16 protein-coding genes are annotated in these 21,133 nt (G+C 44.2%); 4 read left to right on the top strand and 12 right to left on the bottom strand.

Annotated features, from left to right (window positions below; translation table 11 throughout):
- Nucleotides 1-45 precede the first annotated feature (45 nt).
- Together ACVA54_RS06620 and ACVA54_RS06615 are read right to left on the bottom strand one after the other, a co-directional pair.
- On the bottom strand, nt 46-1,026 hold the full coding sequence (locus ACVA54_RS06620) for a helix-turn-helix domain-containing protein (protein ID WP_446649477.1): 981 nt from the start codon (nt 1,024-1,026) through the stop codon (nt 46-48).
- A gap of 530 nt (nt 1,027-1,556) precedes the next feature.
- Nucleotides 1,557-1,763, bottom strand: coding sequence for a hypothetical protein (locus tag ACVA54_RS06615; RefSeq protein WP_099078790.1), 207 nt, complete (start codon nt 1,761-1,763; stop codon nt 1,557-1,559).
- A gap of 486 nt (nt 1,764-2,249) precedes the next feature.
- Between ACVA54_RS06615 and ACVA54_RS06610 the strand changes: the two genes are divergently transcribed.
- The gene (locus tag ACVA54_RS06610) at nt 2,250-2,588 is read left to right on the top strand and encodes a cytosolic protein (protein WP_099078789.1); all 339 of its coding nucleotides are present in this window, start codon (nt 2,250-2,252) and stop codon (nt 2,586-2,588) included.
- A 504-nt stretch (nt 2,589-3,092) separates the two neighbouring features.
- Here ACVA54_RS06610 and ACVA54_RS06605 read toward each other — a convergent pair.
- The 7 genes from ACVA54_RS06605 to ACVA54_RS06575 form a co-directional block, all read right to left on the bottom strand.
- Nucleotides 3,093-4,517 carry an aspartate kinase gene (locus tag ACVA54_RS06605; RefSeq protein WP_446649476.1) on the bottom strand — a complete coding sequence of 475 codons (1,425 nt, stop codon included), beginning with the start codon at nt 4,515-4,517 and terminating at the stop codon, nt 3,093-3,095.
- 70 nt (nt 4,518-4,587) lie between these two features.
- On the bottom strand, nt 4,588-4,974 hold the full coding sequence (locus ACVA54_RS06600) for an ectoine synthase (RefSeq protein ID WP_099078787.1): 387 nt from the start codon (nt 4,972-4,974) through the stop codon (nt 4,588-4,590).
- A 13-nt stretch (nt 4,975-4,987) separates the two neighbouring features.
- On the bottom strand, nt 4,988-6,253 hold the full coding sequence (gene ectB / locus ACVA54_RS06595) for a diaminobutyrate--2-oxoglutarate transaminase (protein ID WP_446649475.1): 1,266 nt from the start codon (nt 6,251-6,253) through the stop codon (nt 4,988-4,990).
- A gap of 36 nt (nt 6,254-6,289) precedes the next feature.
- Nucleotides 6,290-6,823, bottom strand: coding sequence for a diaminobutyrate acetyltransferase (gene ectA / locus ACVA54_RS06590; protein ID WP_446649474.1), 534 nt, complete (start codon nt 6,821-6,823; stop codon nt 6,290-6,292).
- Between the two features lie 294 nt (nt 6,824-7,117).
- Nucleotides 7,118-8,782 carry a BCCT family transporter gene (locus ACVA54_RS06585; RefSeq protein WP_099078784.1) on the bottom strand — a complete coding sequence of 555 codons (1,665 nt, stop codon included), beginning with the start codon at nt 8,780-8,782 and terminating at the stop codon, nt 7,118-7,120.
- Nucleotides 8,783-8,978: 196 nt separating this feature from the next.
- Nucleotides 8,979-9,725 (bottom strand): 3'-5' exonuclease, encoded by a 747-nt coding sequence (locus tag ACVA54_RS06580; RefSeq protein ID WP_172438085.1) that lies wholly within the window; start codon nt 9,723-9,725, stop codon nt 8,979-8,981.
- The gene (locus ACVA54_RS06575) at nt 9,725-11,605 is read right to left on the bottom strand and encodes a DUF294 nucleotidyltransferase-like domain-containing protein (RefSeq protein ID WP_446619124.1); all 1,881 of its coding nucleotides are present in this window, start codon (nt 11,603-11,605) and stop codon (nt 9,725-9,727) included. Before ACVA54_RS06575 ends, ACVA54_RS06580 begins: the two co-directional genes overlap by 1 nt.
- 437 nt (nt 11,606-12,042) lie before the next feature.
- Between ACVA54_RS06575 and proV the strand changes: the two genes are divergently transcribed.
- The 3 genes from proV to proX are packed head-to-tail and all read left to right on the top strand — an operon-like array spanning nt 12,043 to nt 15,321.
- Nucleotides 12,043-13,230 (top strand): glycine betaine/L-proline ABC transporter ATP-binding protein ProV, encoded by a 1,188-nt coding sequence (proV, locus tag ACVA54_RS06570; RefSeq protein ID WP_446619125.1) that lies wholly within the window; start codon nt 12,043-12,045, stop codon nt 13,228-13,230.
- A gap of 5 nt (nt 13,231-13,235) precedes the next feature.
- Nucleotides 13,236-14,321: a glycine betaine/L-proline ABC transporter permease ProW gene (gene proW / locus ACVA54_RS06565; protein WP_446598446.1), complete on the top strand. Its 1,086-nt coding sequence runs from the start codon at nt 13,236-13,238 to the stop codon at nt 14,319-14,321.
- Nucleotides 14,314-15,321 carry a glycine betaine/L-proline ABC transporter substrate-binding protein ProX gene (gene proX, locus ACVA54_RS06560; RefSeq protein ID WP_446619126.1) on the top strand — a complete coding sequence of 336 codons (1,008 nt, stop codon included), beginning with the start codon at nt 14,314-14,316 and terminating at the stop codon, nt 15,319-15,321. The genes proW and proX overlap by 8 nt, the downstream gene beginning before the upstream one ends.
- 222 nt (nt 15,322-15,543) lie before the next feature.
- Here proX and ACVA54_RS06555 read toward each other — a convergent pair whose 3' ends face one another.
- The 3 genes from ACVA54_RS06555 to ACVA54_RS06545 all read right to left on the bottom strand — a co-directional run bounded on the left by ACVA54_RS06555 (nt 15,544) and on the right by ACVA54_RS06545 (nt 20,924).
- Nucleotides 15,544-16,026 carry an outer membrane beta-barrel protein gene (locus tag ACVA54_RS06555; protein WP_446619166.1) on the bottom strand — a complete coding sequence of 161 codons (483 nt, stop codon included), beginning with the start codon at nt 16,024-16,026 and terminating at the stop codon, nt 15,544-15,546.
- 183 nt (nt 16,027-16,209) lie between these two features.
- Complete coding sequence (gene hrpA, locus ACVA54_RS06550; protein ID WP_446642259.1) at nt 16,210-20,154, bottom strand: ATP-dependent RNA helicase HrpA; 3,945 nt, start codon at nt 20,152-20,154, stop codon at nt 16,210-16,212.
- 257 nt (nt 20,155-20,411) lie between these two features.
- Nucleotides 20,412-20,924 (bottom strand): general stress protein, encoded by a 513-nt coding sequence (locus ACVA54_RS06545; RefSeq protein WP_099078778.1) that lies wholly within the window; start codon nt 20,922-20,924, stop codon nt 20,412-20,414.
- Nucleotides 20,925-21,133 lie beyond the last annotated feature (209 nt).

The following is a 21,133-nucleotide window of genomic DNA, read 5'->3' as shown; positions in this document are numbered from 1 at the left end:
CATTAACTTGTTATTTTGCGCCAATACTAAAATGTGAGAGATTCTCTATGAACGTGGGGTATGCTGGTTCAATGCTTCTCGGGGTGACAAACCGGTCCAACGTTTAAAGGCATGTGAAAATGCACTTAACTCCGAAAAGCCCAGCTGATAAGCAATTTCGGTCAAATTGTCTTTGTTACTGTCGAACTCTTTTAGCACAAACTCCAAACGATACTGCTTAAGCACTTCAGAAAAGCTAGTGTCTAATTGCTTAAGTTTACGGCTGTACGAGCGTGACGACATATTGAGATATTGCGCCACAGATTCTTGAGTGCTTTTATTAAGTCCAATGTCATAGAACGCTTTATGTGTAAGCGCGATGACGTTACTTTCGACACTGAGTTTAAGTTCATCGTAAGCGGCTTTTTTTGTCGCCTCATGTAGCGAGCTATTGGCGAATTTGAGTGGCTTCGTCAGGTCTTTTTTCTTAATTGCAATTCGGCGCATGCTATGGCCATAATCCATTTCGCACCCTGTGACTTGCTTAAACTTTCTTAAGTTCTCTTCTCCGATGTACCAATCCAACATTTTGAAATGTACAGTCAGGCTTGAATCTCCGCAGCAGAGACGGATGAATTTAAGTAGCGCAGCACCGTAAAGGATGATCAATTCTTTGTGGAGATCATTATCTCGGATTGCTCTATCGATTAACCACAGTTCCCCTTCACCATGAGGTGTTTCTCTATAAACGGTACGATGCGAACCGCCAAAAAGAGCTTGAAACTCTGACATCAGCTTCAATAAGCTTCTCAGATCAGTGGCTGAGGCCAGCATGACACCAACAGTGCCAAAACTCATCGGTGTTATGCCGTCCACCGCCAAAAATAAAGTGGTATAATCATCATTGTAATCAACGATTCGCTTCAAACACTGTTTTAATTCACTATAATCGACAACGGGAGACTGCTTCCATTGTTGATATTGCTGCAAATTAGGGAAAATCTGCTCTTTGGGTATGTTATGACGCGCAATAAAGTCATCCAACATTTCAAACCAAGCTGAATTAATCTCTAGATTTTTGAATGACTGACTCTTAATACTTGAATTACTCTCGACGCTTGCCACTAACCGCTCACCATCCTCAATCGACCTCAAAGCCACGATATAACAATAAGTTGATGTGTTCCAGCCTCTCTATCTTGTTAGCTGATTAACATGTTGGCCGCCATCACACACAGCAGAGTGTACTGGTCTAATGGAGCTGGACACTAAATTGAGAGACAATACTTGTCAGATGAATTAGGTGAACTATGACTGTAGTGGCATTGAGATTAATGAAAGAGCAAATTACGAGGTCTATAAAAGGTTTTTGAGTAGCCGAGAACACTGTACGCGCTTGTTATCCCTTTTTTGAACATATGGCATAAGAAATTATTGGTCGAAATGTGAGATAATTATGTTCTCGATTGATGGACGTGAAACACGTTTTGGGGCACAGACTTCTCAGTCAGTAAGGTACAATCCGCACATTACTGACTGCTGACCTTGTATATTTCAGGGCAAGTGAACCACCCTATTTAATCATCCTTAGTGTTCCCTAACTTTTTATCGCACCAAGCTATAATTCGCTCAGCATATAGGGTCAAAACACCAACACCTAACATTAGAATAATATAGAGCCACCCAAGCAAGTAAAACAACGTAGGGACATTGGGAGCAATTATTGCAGCGATGCTGCCGAACGACATTAGTGAAAAAATAATTTCCCATAATACTTTCTTCATAGAAACCTCTAACTTAAGTTAATAGAACACCCAAGCTAGCATGTCTTTTTTATTTCCAAAGTCAGCACTGTAGTGTAGTGGCATAGTGATTCCTTTCGTTCACACTCTAAGGTGTGTTTTTCCAACCAACGTTATTTACTCACTAAACGAAGATTAAGCGAGTAGTTGCCTATATTCTCTTCTACAAGAACTCGATGACTGATGTTCATGAACCCTTGAAATTCAGTTGCTAGTGCTTTATACCAAACAAAAAAATACAAATCTTCTCAGACAGTTAGACATTAGTCGTAGGGTTCGGGCTACCAGCATATTAGTGAACTGATTTTCACGAGGAGTTAGGGCTTATTTCTCGATCAAAACGTGTTTAAAATTACCTTAGTGCATGTCTGGGTGTGGCACTGGTTTACCGATTTTAACAACTAAATCTCTACTACGTTCTTCCCCGATAGTGATAAGATCTCCGAACCAGAATTATCGAGAACACCTATGTTTATCCATCATGTAAACGACATTGACTGGCTGGTGATTACCGCCTTTGAAGAACTGAAACCTCTATTTATTGAAGACGCCGGTTCGATTCCCGCTTGTTTCTCTAGTACCAGTGAATTGAGCCTGATAGATCAAGCCAAGCGCACCTATGGATATTTGCCGACACTCCGCGGCGTAATCACGGATACTGGCACTTTTCAAAGCCAAGATAACGAAGAAGATTTGAACCCACAGCTCGCCTGCCTAGTCGAAGGGCGTGGCCGAGTGTTTATCTATCACGGCGGCTTTGTCGCTTTTGTGGATGACGAGCAAACTTTTATTACCCGAATAGACTGAGCATGATTCAGTAAGTTGAAATTGGCGAACTGGCATTCGTCGCCCTGAAATTAGAGGGCAAACATAGCCTTAAGGCTTTATATTCACTAATTTGTTTTTCGATTTTCTTATCTGATTTACGCATAAAGCAAACTTCCTATTTAACACCTTTAAAAAAGTGTTCGGTCAACATTGTTTAAATACTATTGAGCACTGTGGCTGTCTCAAAGACAAACTATTTATAGTAACACTTGAAAATCTCACAGTGTGGGACTGTAGCGGATGAATCGACATGACCACATGGTGGGAGTCGTACCGATCCCGCATGATGAAGGAGGAATTAGCAGGTGGAGATTTGGTTCGCACACTGATTGAATGATCAAAGCAAAAAACCGCTGCTTGTGTTGATAATGAGGTCAAATTAAAAAGAGGAGCCTAATTTGGCTCCTTATCTGTAATAGTTCACCCCAAGTATGGTTCTGCATACTTATCACTACACATAAACCATTAAAAGATGAACGTTGATTATGCCACGTTAGATGATGTAGTGACCTGTGGCGTTTTCTCAAAAAACTCGTCATGTAGGGCACAAATCGCTTGTTGGTATTCACTATCTCCCACCACAAACTGCACGTTTACATTTCTCATGGATGAGTGAAGCGCTATGGGGGTAACATCACTGTTCATCAGTGACAATACACCTTTGGCTAAGGTTTTGTTCGTATCAATTTGCGAGCCGATTACAGAAATCAATGCCACCATTCGCCCTGTAATCGATGCTTTAGGATAGCGCTTCTCCGCTTTATACAACACTTTATTCAGGCTTTCTGTGCTACCGCCAAGATAGTAAGTTATGGAATTAGCGTTCATCTCTTTACCGATCAAACTTACACGAGCATCAGAAATAATTTCCATTAGCTCATAACTTACATTATCCACTTTGCCGACTATTGCTTGATCGAAGAGGTGCAACGCAAAAACCTTCTGTTTACCTGCAATAATTTCGATCCTATCGGTGTCAGGGCGGTAATCTGAAGAAATCAGTGTTCCTTTATGCTCTGGCTCAAAAGTGTTCTTGATTTGCAGTTCAATACTGCTCTCGCGTAAACCCGTTGCCGCATTGGGGTGAATCGCTTCCATGCCCAAGTTAGCCAATTGATCTGCGACATCGTAATTTGTCGAACCTATAGGGTGAACGTTTTCAGGGCCTACCACCCTCGGATCAGCGGAGCTTAAGTGATACTCTTTGTGAATAATCGCCAAATCCGCCTTGGTGATCGCCGCTATACGGCTAAAGGTCATTTCACTATAGCCACGATCGTAAGTGTGCATTAAACCCTCTTTGCAGTACGCGTAGCCAGTAACGATCGGCAACTCTGTACTAACATCAATATCGGCAAAAGCATCACTGATCGATTGTTCTAGGCTTCTTGGTTCTTGATTATCCCATCCTGATAAATCAACAAACTTCGCATTAATACCCATATTCTTGAGTTTCAGTGCCGTATTGTAGGCGCTGTGAGCTTCTCCAATTGAAGAGAGAAATTCTCGAATTTGAGGGAGATAATGACGCAATGAGAATTGTCCATACTGGCAGGTCTCTAGAATATTGGAAATGCAGTTTTTCGCTTCCGCAATACGAGAGCGAATGAACTTGTCCGCACGCATTCGATTCATTGGGTCAGCAAAGATATGCTCGTTGGTCAGCAACATTCGGCTTTCAACATAGGCTAACGCGTCTTGCCACGAATCATCACGCTTAGCGATCAGTTGATACACACCCGGTTTACTGGTTTTCTTACATTCAAGCAGCGCGTCCGTCATACCACTGTAGGCGGACACGACAAAGATGCGGTTATATGGATTTTGAGGACGTAAAAGAATGTTATCAAGCACAGCATCAAACGCTGTCATTGATGTACCGCCGATTTTTTCTACGGTAAAAGTCATGAGAGGGCCTTAATGATTGGTCATTTTAAAGAGGGGAAATGGGGTGAAGACTCACCCCAATTGAGGGAAATTAATCGACCAATGGGTAAACCCCATTTTCGTCGTGAACTTCAGCGCCGGTGATCGGCGGATTGAATACACAAGCCATCACCATTTCTTTGTTTTTATACGCACGAAGATAATGTTCGTCGTGCTTATCAAGAATGTACAACGTGCCTGGTTTGATCGGGTAAGTCTTCCCACCGATCACTTCAATCTCTCCTTCCCCACTCATACAGAATACCGACTCAAGATGGTTTTGGTAATGGATGTGGGTCTCTGTATCTTGATAAATTGTGGTGATATGGAACGAAAAGCCCATATTGTCATCTTTCAATAACATGCGAACACTTTCCCAGTTGTCCGATACCACGCGTCTTTCACTATTGCGACACTCGTCGAGTGTTCTAACGATCATTGTTCTTTCCTTGTTACGATGCTTGTTTGAAGTGTTTCGCTGCGATGGTTTCTACCGCACCTGCAAAAATGTCTAAACCTTGAGTTAGATCTGACTCGCTAATCGTCAATGGGCAGAAGAATTTGACCACTTCGTCATTCGGGCCGGCTGTCTCAATGACCATACCGTTATCAAAGCAGGCTTTTGCAATGTCTCCTGAAAGTTGACCATTTTGACATTCAATACCGATCATCATGCCGCGTCCTTTACGTTGAACAAACATTTCCGGGAAACGTTTTATGCTGCGTTGAATCACTTCATCTATCTTTTCTGAACAGCGCTTAATGTGAGTTTCAAAATCGCCATTAGACCAATACGTCTCAAGTGCTTTCGTCGCCGTTACAAATGCGTGGTTGTTGCCACGGAATGTGCCGTTATGTTCGCCTGGCTTCCATTGATCGAGTTCTGGCCTTAGTAAAACAATGGCCATTGGCAGACCATAACCACTAATCGATTTTGACAAGGTAACGATGTCTGGTTTAATGCCAGATGGCTCGAAGCTAAAGAAAGTACCCGTGCGACCACAACCTGCTTGAATATCGTCAACGATAAGCAGAATGTCATTTGATTTACAGATTTGAGCCAGTCGCTGCAGCCATTCGTTGGACGCAACGTTTAAGCCACCTTCCCCTTGCACGGTTTCAATTAACACTGCCGCTGGTTTATCCATACCCGCAGAATTGTCGTTGAGCATGGTTTCAAATAATGCGAGACCGTCTACTCCTGCATAGCCTTCAAAAGGAATACGCGTCACATTATTCAACGTTGACCCCGCCCCTTGGCGGTGGTGCTGGTTACCTGTTGCGGCCAATGCCCCGGCAGTACAACCGTGGAAACCGTTGGTAAATGCAACGATTGTGCTTCTACCTTTTACTTTCTTTGCCAGTTTTAGTGCCGCTTCAACCGCGTTTGTTCCGGTTGGACCTGTAAATTGAACCTTATAATCGAATGATCGTGGTTTCAGAATAAAGCGATCCAACGCTTCTAAAAATGACGCCTTAGCCTCTGAATGCATATCCAAGCCATGAGTTATGCCATCCATTTCGATGTACTCAAGCAGAGACTGTTTAAGAACTGGGTTATTGTGACCGTAATTTAGAGATCCCGCTCCAGCAAGGAAATCTAAGTATCGCTCGCCTTGTTCTGTTTCCAGCCAACTCCCTTTTGCTTTACGAAATACGACTGGAAAACTATTCGAGTATGAACGTACGTTGGATTCCTGCTTTTTGAAAATATCCATGATGAGACCGTTTATTTGATTCCTAATGAGTGAAGGTTATTTGAGGGGTATGCGATACAGGTACTCTGTATCATGCTTGCCTTTGAAGTGCTCTTTTTCATCCAGAAAAGTGGTCACTTCACCAAAATGGCCATTTTGCGCATCAAGCTTTTTGAACAATGCCCATGACGCGTCATTTTCTTCTGTGATCGTCGTTTCGATGGCGTTAATCTTCGCCAATTCATCTCGCTTTAGAAGGCTATCAAGCATAGTAAATGCTAAACCTTTTCCACGTGCCCAAGGCGAGACGGCAACCTGCCAGACAAAGAGAACATCAGGCTCGCTTGGTTTTTGATAACCAGAAATAAAGCCTGCTACGTTGCCTTTGTGTTCCACCAAAATACAGGTTTTGCTGAAATGCGTAGTCTGGAGAAAGTTGCAGTAAGAAGAGTTCATGTCGAGTGGTGGACAGTCTGCGATCAAACTGTAAATGTCATCACCATCCGTTGCTTGTGGTTCACGAAAAATCCATTTTTGACTTGGGTCTTCTCCAATTTCTGGATAAATCACCCAAGGTGCTGACGTGATCATGTGTAGATACATATCCTTCGTGCTCTAATTAATTCCTTTATATTATGGGCATCACTCTGGGGGTAAAATCAAACAAACCTCCAATCAATCTTTATTAATGCGACACCAGTCACAATAGAAAAAGTATATGGTGAAAGAAAAAATAATTTGAGGTCTAATGTATTTATAGTGCGATGCAAAACATTTCGTAAATGAGTACAGAGATGACACAACTAAAGTGGGACTGACGGAACAAACAATCAAAAAAAAACGGCATGCCTAGGCATGCCGTTTTTTATATTTAAGGTGAAGAGATTAAGCTTTTGCTTTCTTCATTGATTTCGCTTTTGGACGAGGCTCATCCATCAAGCCTTTTATCAATGACACTGTAGCGACAAGCAACACAATCGTAAATGGTAGACCGGTTGTCACCGCCATTGCCTGAGCAGCCGCTAAACCACCACCTAGCATCAGAGCGATAGCAACCAAACCTTCAAACGTACACCAGAATACACGTTGCGGTGTAGGCGCATCGACTTTACCACCAGCAGCAATGGTATCGATAACCAACGAACCAGAGTCAGCCGAAGTGATGAAGAACACCACAACTAGGATGATACCAACGACAGACGTAATTTCAGCCATCGGCATCACATCTAGCATCGCAAACAGTTTAAGTGGCAGTTCTGCATCAAATACCGCTTGGTAACCATCGTTAACGTATTGGCTAATCGCCGTGCCACCGAACGCCGTCATCCAAAGCACACACACGGTTGATGGGATCAGGATAACACACACGATGAACTCACGAACTGAACGACCACGAGATACGCGCGCAATGAACATACCTACGAATGGTGACCATGAGATCCACCAAGCCCAGTAGAACGCAGTCCAACCTTGTGAATAGTTCACATCTTCACGACCAAATGGCATCGATAGTGCTGGGATATTTGTAAGGTATGCGCCAATGTTCTCAAAGAAACCAGTCATGATTGCCATTGTTGGACCAACGATGATCACGAACAATAGCAGCAGTGCGGCAAGACCCATGTTGATTTCAGATAGACGCTTAACACCACTATCCAAACCCGCAACCACTGAAAGCAATGCAAGAGCTGTGATAACCACAATCAGAACAACCTGAGTAGTATTGTTCACTGGGATATCGAACAAGAAGTTCAGACCCGTAGCGGCTTGAGAAGCACCGTAACCAAGAGACGTCGCCAGACCAAATACTGTCGCGATAACGGCCAAAATATCGATCACATGACCAACCCAACCCCAAACGCGCTCACCGAAAAGTGGGTAAAAAATAGAACGCATCGTTAGAGGCAGGCCTTTGTTGAACGAGAAAATCGCCAAACCTAGAGCCAATAGCGCATAGATTGACCAAGGGTGAAGAGCCCAGTGGTAAATCGTTGCAGCCATGCCCAGTGCAGAAGCCGCTTCTGTGTTGCCTTGCGCTGCGCCTAGTGGAGCCCAGTCAGTACGAATGCCATTTTCTACGTTCACACCGCCAAGTGCAGCACTGAAGTGAGACATTGGCTCAGACACACCAAAGAATACCAGACCAATACCCATGCCCGCTGCGAATAGCATCGCTAACCAACCTGCATAAGTGTAATCCGGCGTTGCTTCAGTACCACCGATTCGCACGCGGCCAAGTGGCGTCACGATCAATAGTAAACAAACCACAACGAAGATGTTACCAGCCGAAAGGAAAAACCAATCAAGGTTAGAAACAAGCCAGTTACGCAGTCCAGAGAAGAACGGTTCTACTTGTTGTCTGAAAGTGAGGGTTAGCACTACGAACAGGATGATCGACATACCTGAAATAGCAAATACACGGTTATGGATATCGAGACCAAATGGGCCTACTTTTAACGCTACATTGTCCTGACCGATTTGATAGTCAGTGTCAATCGCGTTTACTTTACCATCGGGGCGTTGAATGCCACCGTTATTGTCGGTGCTCACGATTTATCTCCTTAAAATACGTGACCAAATAAAAATCGAGTGTAGGAATTGGAGTGATGGCTTTCTTGCGTCACTTACTGCAAAGCTTATGTGCGAGTCTTGAGTCGCTTTTTAGGTAGGTTGCTCTACTTTGTAATTTTAACGTTAAACGCCCCAATAATGCATTGCATTTTACTATCAGGGCGACAAATAGTTTTTATTGCCAAATTGAAGATAGTGCCATATCTCGGTCAAAATGGTATTGCAATTGTGCCTGGAGCAGTTCTGCTGTCGCTAGAGCATCGGTTAATGCATGATGAGGTTGATATACTGGTAAACCATAACGTTCACGAGCATGACCCAAACGCACCGAACCGGGTTTCCTTCCTTTTAACTTGTTAATCCACCCTGCGCACTCTCGTCTTTGAATGGCATATTCAATGTCTAATGTATCCACTACGGGGAACTGAATGCCTTCTCCAATAGCGTTTAACAGAGCGTTATTAAAGAACTGTCGTTCAATATTTTTGTAATGAACAACAACCACTTTTCCTGCTAATGCGTCCAGTATCGAGCTTAAAATCTGATCGAGTTGTGGAGCATTGCGCACTTCAGAATCGGTAATACCATGAATCACCACCGATTCTTCATTAAGTTCACGGTTTGGGTTTACTACCCAATGTCGAGAGCCATTACATTGCACGCGATCGATGGTAAATGGCACCAGACCAATGGTCAGAATCGCATCTTCTTCCGCATTTAAGCCTGTTGTTTCAAAATCCATAGCGACAAAAGGCACCTCTTTCAGCGATGTTTCTCCACTGACGATTGGTGTGGAGTAATAACACTTAAGCCTTTCATCTTTCGCTTGGGCAGCCAATTGTTGAAACAGCGTTGACCATTCTGGCGTATGACTTGTGTTGGATAGCGGTAAATCACCGTGTTTGCTTTTAGAAAACCACATTATTTACTGCTTCTCTGGTAGCGGAACTTAATGTAGTTCTGGGCGTTACTTAAGATCTGAAACGCAGCTTTCAAGTTACGGCGTTCAAACTCAGACATGTGCTCTGGTTCAATATTGTTATCCGGCTCTTCGCCATTCTCAATATCCAATGCTTGATGACGAATACGCACCATGTAAATCAGTTCCATCGCATCTTTCAAATCCATGCCGCGCCCTTTTGGCAAAATCCCTGCATTGTTGATGTCATCCAATCGCTCAAACGAGTTTTGAGAGCGAGAGCCGATGGCTAGTGAGTGCACACGAATCAAATCGGCTAATGGCGCAGTACCACGGCGTTTCAAGTTGATGGAATTTCTGTGGCGGCCATCTTTCTCCATCACAAAATCTTTGAAGAAGCCAAGCGGCGGCGTACGACGAATCGCATTGTAAGCCATGCATGCAAGGAAGCGATTGTTCTTCTTCGCACGACGAACAATAAATCCACTTAACTGCTCTGCCCACTTAACGCGGCCATGAACACCTAACAAATCAAAGAAAATATTACTATTTAGCAACCGTTCTGGTGTCGGGTTATCAATCCAGTTCGCGAAACATTCTTCCCACTCTGCACGGGTTTTACGCCATTCAGGGTTGGTCGCCATGATGTCACCAGTACAGTAGGAGTAACCACACTCAGCTAGACCATCACAAATGAATTTTGCAAACTGAGCAAAGTAATCACCATGCTTATCTGGATCATAACTGTTATCCAGAATCAGAGCGTTATCTTGATCAGTGACGATCAACTGCTCATCTCGTGCCATGGATCCCATTGCCACTAAGCAGTAAGGGATTGGTGCAGGCCCAAGTTCTTGTTCTGCCAGTTCTGCTAAACGCTGCTTGAAACTACTGCCAATAACCGACATCGCACGTCCAACCATATGTGCGTTTGCATCTTCACTGACCATACGAACGAAGCAGTCCTTTACTTGGTGCGAAACCAACTTGAGGTCTGCAACTGTATTTTGCTGGAAGATCGAACTGACCAGCAACAAGCTGTTCTGCGATTCGTAGCGGACGATATCCGTCATGCTAAGCACACCAATCGGCTTTTTGTTTTTCAAAATTGGCAGGTGATGCACGTTGTAGCGAAGCATGGTTAACATCGCTTCAAACACGTAGGCACTGTAATCTAGGGAAACCACATCATAGCTCATCACCTCGCTGACTTGGATATTGGTATCGATACCTTGAGCCAAAACTCGAATACACAGATCTCGGTCGGTTAAAATACCCAATAGCTGGTCATCGTCATCTTCGGTAATTTCTTCCGTTGGCCGAACAATAAGCAAAGCGGTGACGCCCTCTTCCGCCATCAACAAAGCCGCTTCTTGGATTGTTGCGGTCGCCTCAAGAGTGACGGGCTCACGGCTCAATATCTTGCGTGCTTTCGCGGTCGTAAAGTCGTTGCCATCTGAATGGTTAGATACGGCAGTACGTAATCTAGCGCTGTCTTCCAACTCCATAAAATCAGCAAAATTTTCAAATTCATCACATAATGTCGTGAAAATTTGCTCTGGAATACAATACACCAAAGTATCTTCAATCGCTTTGGCTGGCATACGGACACGATTGTTCATCAACAATCCCATCTGCCCAAATACACCTCCGGTATCAAACCGGTTATACAGTTCACCTTTACGGCGATAAATTTCGACCACACCACTACGGATCATATAGAGATCGCGAATGTCATCACCCTTTTTTAGGATGTCTGAACCTGCTCGGTAATAGGCCACTTCCGCATTCATTGCGATGTTTTTAAGGTGCTCTTCCGGTAAATCATCAAAGGGAGGGTATTGGCTAATGAAGTTGAGAACTTCTAATTGCTCTGCTTCCATTCTTTATTCCATGCATTGCCTAGACTTTAGTGATAAATATCACCAAGGCCAACTTCAAGCAATCAATAAATCTAATGCCGACGTCAATTAGACTAAGCGACAGCATAAACCATCAAAAACAAACGCTTTGAACTCTAACTCAATCAGCAAGAATTGAGTTTGTCAAAACAGAAAACACACCACATCAAACGAAAAACCTAAGCGTTGACTCACAATTGAACCTGTTTAACCTCCAACTCACGATGCCATTACAACCCAAACCAAAACACAACAATGCATTGTTATGAAAGAAAATAAAAAGACACCTCATCAAAAATTACCCATAGATAGCTAAATTCAACCAACGATTTATCACGGCATTTAATTGAAATTATCCACCATATTGCTTAGAGTACGAATCATTTGACAACAAAATATATACTTTAAGGACGTTCAACATGGATCCCATACTGGAAGTTAAGGGACTGTATAAGGTGTTTGGAGAGCAACCAGACCGTGCCTTCTCTCTTATTGAGAAAGGCGTCGATAAAGACCGTATTTTTGAGCAAACGAGCCTGACCGTCGGTGTTAATAACGTTTCTCTCTCAATTAATGAGGGAGAGATTTTTGTCATTATGGGCCTATCTGGCTCGGGTAAATCCACCCTTGTACGCTTGTTGAACCGCTTAATCGAGCCCACTAAAGGTAGTGTTTATCTTAAAGGTAAAGACATTGCGCATATCTCTGAAGAAGAACTGCGAACGGTTCGTCGAAATAACATCTCTATGGTATTTCAGAACTTTGCCTTAATGCCCCATATGACCGTCATTGAAAACGCATCTTTCGGATTGGAACTGGCCGGTGTCAATGTAAAAGAGCGTCATGCGAGTGCCCTGTCGGCATTGCAGCGAGTAGGCCTAGATGCCTATGCAGAGTCCTATCCAGATGAGCTATCAGGTGGTATGAAGCAACGTGTCGGCCTAGCTCGTGCCTTAGCGTGCGATCCTGACATCTTGCTTATGGATGAAGCCTTTTCTGCACTTGACCCTCTGATCAGAACCGAGATGCAAGATGAACTTATTCGTCTGCAAAATGATGACAAACGCACCATCGTATTTATCTCTCATGACTTAGATGAGGCAATGCGTATTGGTGATCGTATTGCGATTATGCAAAACGGTGACGTGGTTCAAGTTGGCACTCCCGACGAAATTCTTCACAACCCTGCTAACGATTATGTCGAAGCGTTTTTCCGTGGCGTCAATGTTGCTAGCGTACTAACGGCAAAAGACATTGCACGTAAAAAGCCCGCCGCAGTTTTCAAAAAATCCGAACACGATGGACCCGGTTCAGCGATGCAGATCTTGATGGACCACGATCGTGAGTTTGGGATTGTCGTCGATAAATCCAGCCGCTATTCAGGCATTGTTTCCGTCGATTCATTGCGCCTCGCGCACAAAGAAAATCGTTCATTAGCCAGCGCTCAACTGGAAGGTGGTATCACCCTACTGCCTCATCAATCCATCAATGACATCCTTGGGAAAGTCGCTGGTGTTCCGTACGCCGTACCTGTCGTTGACGAACAAGGGAATTACTTTGGGGTCGTGACTAAATCACGTCTTCTGCAAACGTTGGATAAGGATTAATCTCGATGTCATCAGAACAAACAAACAACGATCCATGGTCAACGGCGACACCACAACAAAACGACCCATGGTCACAAAGCAGTGATGGTGCAGAAAATAACGACTGGCTGAGTTCAGAAGTGGTTGAAGCTCCCCCTTTCGATATCATGAACCCCTTTCAAGATGCCGTGCTTCCCCTTGATGTTTGGGTAGAATCCGGCCTAGATTGGTTAGTAGAACACGGCAGACCCGTATTCCAAGCAATTCGCATCCCTATCGATTTTATTCTTGCTTCATTTGAGACGGCATTAGTGTCGACGCCTGCCCCTTTCATGCTATTGATTCTCTTTTTGTTAGCTTGGCAATTTTCTAACTTCCGTTTGGGCGCAACCACTCTAGTATCACTGGTCTTTATCGGCTTAATCGGTGCATGGTCTCAAGCAATGACGACTCTGTCGCTGGTGTTAACGTCCGTATTCTTTTGTCTGCTCATTGGTTTGCCCATGGGTATCTGGCTAGCAAGAAGTAACACTGCGGCTAAATTTGTTCGGCCAATACTCGATGCCATGCAAACTACTCCGGCTTTCGTGTATTTAGTCCCAATTGTCATGCTGTTCGGTATTGGTAATGTTCCGGGGGTTGTGGTCACAATCATTTTTGCACTGCCTCCTGTCGTTCGCTTAACCATACTTGGCATTCAACAAGTGCCAGAGGAACTGATTGAAGCAGGCCACTCATTTGGGGCGAGCAAAAAGCAAATGCTGTACCGCATTCAATTACCTTTAGCGCTACCGACTATTATGGCCGGCGTAAACCAAACTCTCATGCTTTCTCTATCAATGGTGGTCATCGCTTCCATGATTGCGGTTGGTGGCTTGGGTCAAATGGTGCTACGGGGGATCGGTCGCTTGGATATGGGCCTTGCGGCGGTCGGCGGCTTAGGCATCGTGATTCTTGCTATTTTGCTTGATCGGATTACTCAGGTACTTGGCGTCAACGCGGGTAATACAAAGTTACGCTGGTATCACACGGGGCCCATTTCATACCTATTAAGATTCACGAACAAAAAGAAACAACCGAACTTAAAACTAAGGAGAAACACACATGACTAATTCATGGAAGAAAGCACTGTCTGTGGGTGCGTTAACCACAATAACATTTTCTTCGCAGGCTTTTGCTAACGAGCTTCCGGGCAAAGGCATTTCTGTTCAGCCTCTTCAATCGACCGTCGCAGAAGAGACATTTCAGACTCTGATCGTGAACCGTGCATTAGAAGCGCTAGGATACGATGTCAAGTCAACGAAAGAAGTGGACTACAACGTCGGTTACACTTCGATTGCAAAAGGCGATGCCACGTTTCTTGCTGTGGGTTGGTTCCCTCTTCATGCCGATAAATACACCATGTCTGGTGGCGATGAAAAGTTTTATCGCCAAGGTCAGTACGTGAGTGGTGCTGCGCAAGGTTACCTGATTGACAAAAAAACCGCTGAGAAATACAACATCACCAATATTGGTCAACTCACCGATCCAAAACTGGCAAAACTGTTTGATGCCAATGGGGACGGAAAAGCCGATCTAACAGGTTGTAACCCTGGCTGGGGCTGTGAAATGGTGATTGAACACCAGCTCGACTCCTTCAAGCTTCGTGACACCGTCACGCACAATCAAGGCAACTATGCCGCTATCATTGCAGATACCATCTCTCGCTATAAGAAAGGCGACCCAATCCTATACTACACTTGGACACCTTACTGGGTAAGTGGCGTATTGGTACCAGGTAAAGACGTTGTATGGTTGGAAGTCCCGTTCTCTGCTCTTCCTGGTGAGCGTAAAGATGTCGATACCACACTTTCAAATGGTAAAAACTACGGCTTTGAAATGAACTCCATGCGTATTGTGGCAAATAAGGAGTTCGCAGAGAAGAACCCATCCGCTGCAAAGCTGTTCGAAATTGTTAAACTGGACATCAATGATGTCAGTGCGCAAAACATGATGATGAGTCAGGGTAAAAACAGTTCCGCTGATATCGAGTCCCACGTAAATGGTTGGATTAAAGCGAACCAAGGGTTATTTGATTCTTGGGTGGCAGAAGCGAAAAAAGCGGCGATGTAATTAACACTCACGATCAAACGATGTTTCTAAGAGCCAATTGAACAGATCAGTTGGCTTTTTTTTATTCACCACTTTTTGAAGATAATCGCTTTTCTGTGATTTAAATTTCACATTGAACAACAGCACGACAATTCGAATATTGCGCCAGCGGTCATACGCTAGGTGAAAAAAAACACCAGCGAATACCGGTGTTTTTCATATTAATCATCAACATATCAATGATTATAGGAAATGCAGTGTTGCGTTTAGAGAGAGCGAACCGATATCTTCTTTACCCGCTGTGTAGTTCATGTAGCTTGCGCCAACCGACATTGGACCAAAGATGAAGTATTCCGCACCTACGCCGTACATCAGATCAATATCATCATCATTTTGACCGCCAGAAACTTTCTTATCCCACTGGTGAATACCACCTTTCGCGTATACGTGAAGTGGGCCAAAGTCGATGCTTGGCTTGAGCGCTGCGTAGTAAGAAGTCATTTTAGCCTCTTGTCCTACTGCGTTCTTGAATTCACCGTGCTGAGTAACACCCGCTTCGATACCGATGATTGGCAAAATACCGGTACCTACGTGTACTGAGTATGACGTATCAGTTTCGCCTTTGTAGTCAGACTGACCTACAGTAGCGCCACCGTAAATCCATGAATCTGCCATCGCAGCAGAAGAAGCACTTAAAAGTGCTACTGCTAATAGAGTTTTCTTCATCATCAACCTTTACTCTTTATTATTACCAACACCACTATTTGAGTCTGGTGTCGGTACTACAAACACAAGAGAGGCGAAACCTTGCCTCCCTTGTGACTTCAATTTGTCATTTGCTCTGATAAGCAAAATGCATACCAGTAAAACAACGGCTCACGAAATCAGCGCTCGCCTTTTATTTATAGATTAACAAGCATCAATCGCATTTTTGATTCGTTTATCAGACACTGGATATGGCGTACCTAATTGCTGAGCGAAGAAGCTCACTCGAAGCTCTTCCAGCATCCACCGCACTTCTTTCACATTGTCTGGAATCACCATACCTTTCGGGATCTTGTTCAGTAACTCTTTATAGTCGTTTGTCACTGACTCAATCTTCAGCATGTGCAATCGATCTTTATTTGGATCGATTGGTAATTTCTCCATACGACGCTCAATGGCACGCATATAACGTAAGATATCCGGCAGGCGTTTCCAGCCACATTCTGTCGCAAAGCCTTTGAAAATCAGACCTTCGATTTGTGCTTTAATGTCTGACAACGCAAACGCCATAGTGAAATCAATTCTACCTTTCAACTTCTTGTTGATATTGAAAGCCGTCGTCAGAATGGTTTCCACTTGCTGCGCAATCTCTACCACGGTGTCACCAAGTTCAGCACGAACGTATTCTTTCAAAGATTCGAACTGCTCTGGCTCCCACGCCAAACCGCCATGTTGTTCAATCAACTTATCAACACCACACGCGATGCAGTCATCAATTAGATCCAGCACTTTTCCATATGGGTTGAAGTACAAACCCAACTTCGACTTGTTCGGCAAGTTGCTATGCAGATACTTAATTGGCGACGGCACATTCAACAGAATCAAACGACGCTGACCTGCTTGCATGGCGGTCACTTGTTCAAACTCCGTTTCGTACAGTTTGATTTCAACACTGTCTTTCGAATCCACCAACGCAGGGTATGCTTTCACATCGTAACCACCACGTTTCTGCTGATAGACTCTTGGTAATTCACCAAAGCTCCAAGTATGCAAACCTTGCTGCTCGATATCATCATCAGCCACTTTAGAAAGGGTCTCCTGAACTTTTTCTTTCAGGCTCTCTTTCAACTCATACAGGTCTCTGTTTTCTTTCAGCTTACGATTTCTATGGTCAACCGCACGGAATGTCACCTTCAGGTGGTCCGGAACTTGATCCATATTCCAATCTTCGCGACGAACTTCTACGCCAGTCATGCGGCGGAGTTCTTTTTCCAAAGAATCCAGAAGTGGTGCTTCCATTGCCGTTGTACGTGCTAAAAATGCATCCGCGTAATTGGGTGCTGGCACAAAATTCTTACGAATGGTTTTTGGCAACGATTTGATTAAGCTAACGACAAGCTCATGACGCAGACCCGGGATCTGCCAATCAAAACCCGCTTGTTCTACTTGGTTTAATATTGGTAGCGGCAAATGCACCGTGACACCATCACTATCCAAGCCTGGTTCAAATTGGTAGCTAAGCTTCAACTTCAAACCATTTTGATGCCAGAAGTTTGGATAATCCAAATCGGTCACGTGGCTCGCATCACCTTTGAACAGCATCTCTTTTTCAAAATTGAGCAGTTCTTTATTCTCTTTAGATGCTTGCTTCCACCACGTATCGAAGTGCTTGCCTGACACCACTTCCGTGCTGACTCGTTGATCATAAAAATCAAACAACTCATCGTCATCGACCAAAATGTCACGACGACGAGACTTATGTTCAAGCTCTTCGACTTCTTGCAACAATTTGCGGTTTTGCTTAAAGAAGGCATGTTTGGTTTCCCACTCACCTTCTACTAGAGCACTACGAATAAATATTTCCCGGCTGATGACAGGGTCAATACTGCCGTAGTTCACCAAGCGTTTGGGAACAATGGGCACCCCGTAAAGCATCACTTTTTCATGTGCCATCACCGCAGCATTTTTCTTCGACCAGTGTGGTTCACTATAACTGCGTTTGATCAGGTGTTTCGCTAACGGTTCAATCCATTCTGGTTGAATCTTTGCGATGATACGGCCCCATAATTTTGAGGTTTCCACCAGCTCAGCAGACATGATCCACTTTGGCTGTTTCTTGAATAAGCCAGACGCAGGGAAGATATGAAAACGAGCATTGCGCGCACCTTGGTACTCATTCTTCTCTTGGTCCTTCATACCAATATGAGACAGCAAACCAACCAAGATAGCGCTGTGGACACTTTGGTATGCGCCCGGCTCATCGTTGAGTTTGAAATCCATCTCGCGCATCGATTGGTGGATTTGAAAGTACACATCTTGCCACTCACGTACTCGTAAGTAGTTCAGGTAATCCTGTTTACATTGTTTGCGGAACTGGTTACCCGTTAGCGCTTTTTGCTGCTTCTGAATGTAATCCCACAAGTTCACTAAGGTCAGGAAGTCCGAGTCTTCATGGAAGAAGCGACGATGCTTGTCATCTGACGATTGCTGTTTGTCCGATGGGCGCTCACGTGGGTCCTGAATCGACAATGCGGCCGCTATGACCATGATTTCTTTCAAACAGCCAAATTTAGGTGCTTCAAGAACCATACGCGCCAAACGAGGGTCAATGGGCAGACGCGCCAACTGACGACCACTTGCAGTCAGACGTTTCTTCGGATCTTTCGCTGCTGGGTTGATTGCTCCTAGCTCTTCAAGTAGACGCACACCATCTTGAACATTACGTTTATCGGGCGCTTCCACAAATGGGAAGGCGTCGATGTCACCCAAGCCAAGCGCGGTCATCTGAAGAATAACGGAGGCTAAGTTGGTACGTAGGATTTCAGGGTCGGTAAATTCTGGACGAGCGTTAAAATCATCCTCTGAATACAGGCGAATACAGATCCCCTCTTCCACACGACCACATCGACCTTTACGTTGATTCGCACTCGCTTGAGACACGGGCTCAATTGGAAGACGCTGAACCTTAGTTCGGTAGCTGTATCGGCTGATACGCGCTGTACCAGGGTCGATAACGTACTTAATGCCCGGAACGGTCAACGAGGTTTCTGCTACGTTGGTTGCCAGTACAATACGACGACCAGCATGTGGTTGGAAAATTTTGTTCTGCTCACCAGCCGACAAACGTGCGTATAGCGGTACGATCTCGGTACTCTTCAGATTACGCTTAGACAACGCATCTGCAGTATCACGGATTTCGCGCTCACCATTCATAAATATCAGGATATCGCCCAAACCTTCATCGCACAGTTCGTCTACTGCTTCGAAGATACCTTCGAGCTGATCACGGTCAGTATCGTCATCACCACTTAGTGGGCGGTAACGCGTCTCTACAGGGTATGTACGACCCGACACTTCAATGATTGGCGCATTATTGAAGTGTTTTGAGAAACGTTCTGGGTCGATGGTTGCCGAGGTGATGATCACTTTCAGATCAGGACGACGTGGTAGCAACTCTTTCAAGTAACCCAAAATAAAATCGATATTTAAGCTACGTTCGTGCGCTTCATCGATGATGATGGTGTCGTATTGATTCAAGAAACGGTCATGCTGAATCTCTGCTAGCAAAATACCATCAGTCATCAGTTTGATTTGGGTATTCTCAGAGATCTGATCGTTAAATCGAACCTTATAACCAACAAACTCGCCCAGTTTAGTTTCCATCTCCTCAGCAATACGGTTTGCGACCGAACGTGCAGCTAGACGACGCGGCTGAGTATGACCAATTAGACCAAACTTGCCTCGCCCGAGCTCTGCACAGATCTTCGGTAACTGTGTCGTTTTACCTGAGCCAGTTTCACCTGCGACGATAACCACTTGGTTTTCTTCAATCGCTTTAGCGATGTCGTCTCTTTTTTGGCTAACAGGAAGAATAGGTGGGTATTCAATCTTTGGTTGATAGTTGCCACGTATTTCTACGTCCATCATAGACTGAGCAATGTCTAAGGCGATTTCATCGAACACGGCATTACGCGCGGCATCCTTTTTGATTTTACTCGCTCCGGAGATGCGTTTGCTTAAACGAAAACGGTCTCGCAACATGCACTGTTCCAGCGCTTTGCGAAGTGATGCTGCATTATTAGCGTGCGCCTTTTGCTCTGCAGCAGGCTGTTCAAGCTTTTGCTTTTTTGGGGGCAGTGACGAAGTCAAAGCGTTTCCTATTCTTTTTATTACACAAAACTGGGGGAATTGTACCACACAAGGGCAAAAACGGGATAACGGAAAGGTTTAGTGATAAGCTATTCACACGACCAAATAACTCTAATACAAATTTGCTCTTGGATAGAAACAGTTTTCCACAGTAACCGCACATTTTTTCGGTTTCAGAAATACAAAAAGCTCCAGAATAATGGAGCTTTTTGTATCAAGGTTAATTCAGTAGCCTGAAATCAGAAAAAAATCCACTATTATGCTTTTGCTTTGATGGTCTCAAGTTCATAATCGGCCAAAATTGCTTTCGCTTTTTTAATATCTTCTGCATCACCATGGACAATAACTAAGAATTTGTCAGCTTTGATTGCTGAATTATATTTAACGATACTATCTTTCGGCACACCAATGCTCGCAAGTGCTCCACCGATAGCGCCGAGACCTCCTGTAAGTACCGCACCTTCAAGCGCACCAACAAGGGTAGAGACTATCGGGCCTGCTATCATCAGAGCGCCGACACCTGGTAACCAAAATAAACCTGCACCAAACAACGCGCCCCACAGTCCTCCCCAGAAAGCCCCTGTCGTACCCCATTTTTTGACTCGATCTCCAGTATTGTAGAAGCCCGACACGTGCTCCTCACTATGGTATCCTTTACCTAGAATCGAGATTTTAGCTACATCATAGCCTGCATTTTTAAGCGTTTTAATGACGTCTTCAGCATCAGTGTGGGTTTCAACAACCGTAATGATTTTTTCTTGATCTTTCATTCTATATCTCCAATAGAATATCCATAGAAAATAGAACGTACCAACTTCATGCCATTACTTGGACTAGCACTTTCACCGTATTCACTAAAAGAAACCCGCACATCAGCGGTATTTCGTGACCATAGTGATACTTCCTGAGTATAGAACATCGATATGAGTTGAGCATTTTGTGGCATTACCTTGTTGAACGCTCTATATATCATTTGACG

It is taken from the genome of Vibrio sp. PNB23_22_6 (assembly GCF_052877535.1).
Note: the sequence above shows the minus strand (reverse complement) of the source record. Positions and strands in the feature narration are given on the sequence as shown.

Excerpts from the sequence above, each read along its gene's own strand:
- ACVA54_RS06575 (WP_446619124.1), bottom strand. The coding sequence starts at position 11,605 with ATGGAAGCAGAGCAATTAGAAGTTCTCAACTTCATTAGCCAATACCCT.
- ACVA54_RS06545 (WP_099078778.1), bottom strand. The coding sequence starts at position 20,924 with ATGAAAGATCAAGAAAAAATCATTACGGTTGTTGAAACCCACACTGAT.
- ACVA54_RS06620 (WP_446649477.1), bottom strand. The coding sequence starts at position 1,026 with ATGTTGGATGACTTTATTGCGCGTCATAACATACCCAAAGAGCAGATT.
- ectA (WP_446649474.1), bottom strand. The coding sequence starts at position 6,823 with ATGATCACGTCAGCACCTTGGGTGATTTATCCAGAAATTGGAGAAGAC.
- proW (WP_446598446.1), top strand. The coding sequence starts at position 13,236 with ATGTCATCAGAACAAACAAACAACGATCCATGGTCAACGGCGACACCA.
- proX (WP_446619126.1), top strand. The coding sequence starts at position 14,314 with ATGACTAATTCATGGAAGAAAGCACTGTCTGTGGGTGCGTTAACCACA.
- proV (WP_446619125.1), top strand. The coding sequence starts at position 12,043 with ATGGATCCCATACTGGAAGTTAAGGGACTGTATAAGGTGTTTGGAGAG.
- ACVA54_RS06615 (WP_099078790.1), bottom strand. The coding sequence starts at position 1,763 with ATGAAGAAAGTATTATGGGAAATTATTTTTTCACTAATGTCGTTCGGC.
- ACVA54_RS06610 (WP_099078789.1), top strand. The coding sequence starts at position 2,250 with ATGTTTATCCATCATGTAAACGACATTGACTGGCTGGTGATTACCGCC.
- ACVA54_RS06605 (WP_446649476.1), bottom strand. The coding sequence starts at position 4,517 with ATGACTTTTACCGTAGAAAAAATCGGCGGTACATCAATGACAGCGTTT.
- ectB (WP_446649475.1), bottom strand. The coding sequence starts at position 6,253 with ATGGATATTTTCAAAAAGCAGGAATCCAACGTACGTTCATACTCGAAT.
- ACVA54_RS06555 (WP_446619166.1), bottom strand. The coding sequence starts at position 16,026 with ATGAAGAAAACTCTATTAGCAGTAGCACTTTTAAGTGCTTCTTCTGCT.
- ACVA54_RS06600 (WP_099078787.1), bottom strand. The coding sequence starts at position 4,974 with ATGATCGTTAGAACACTCGACGAGTGTCGCAATAGTGAAAGACGCGTG.
- ACVA54_RS06580 (WP_172438085.1), bottom strand. The coding sequence starts at position 9,725 with ATGTGGTTTTCTAAAAGCAAACACGGTGATTTACCGCTATCCAACACA.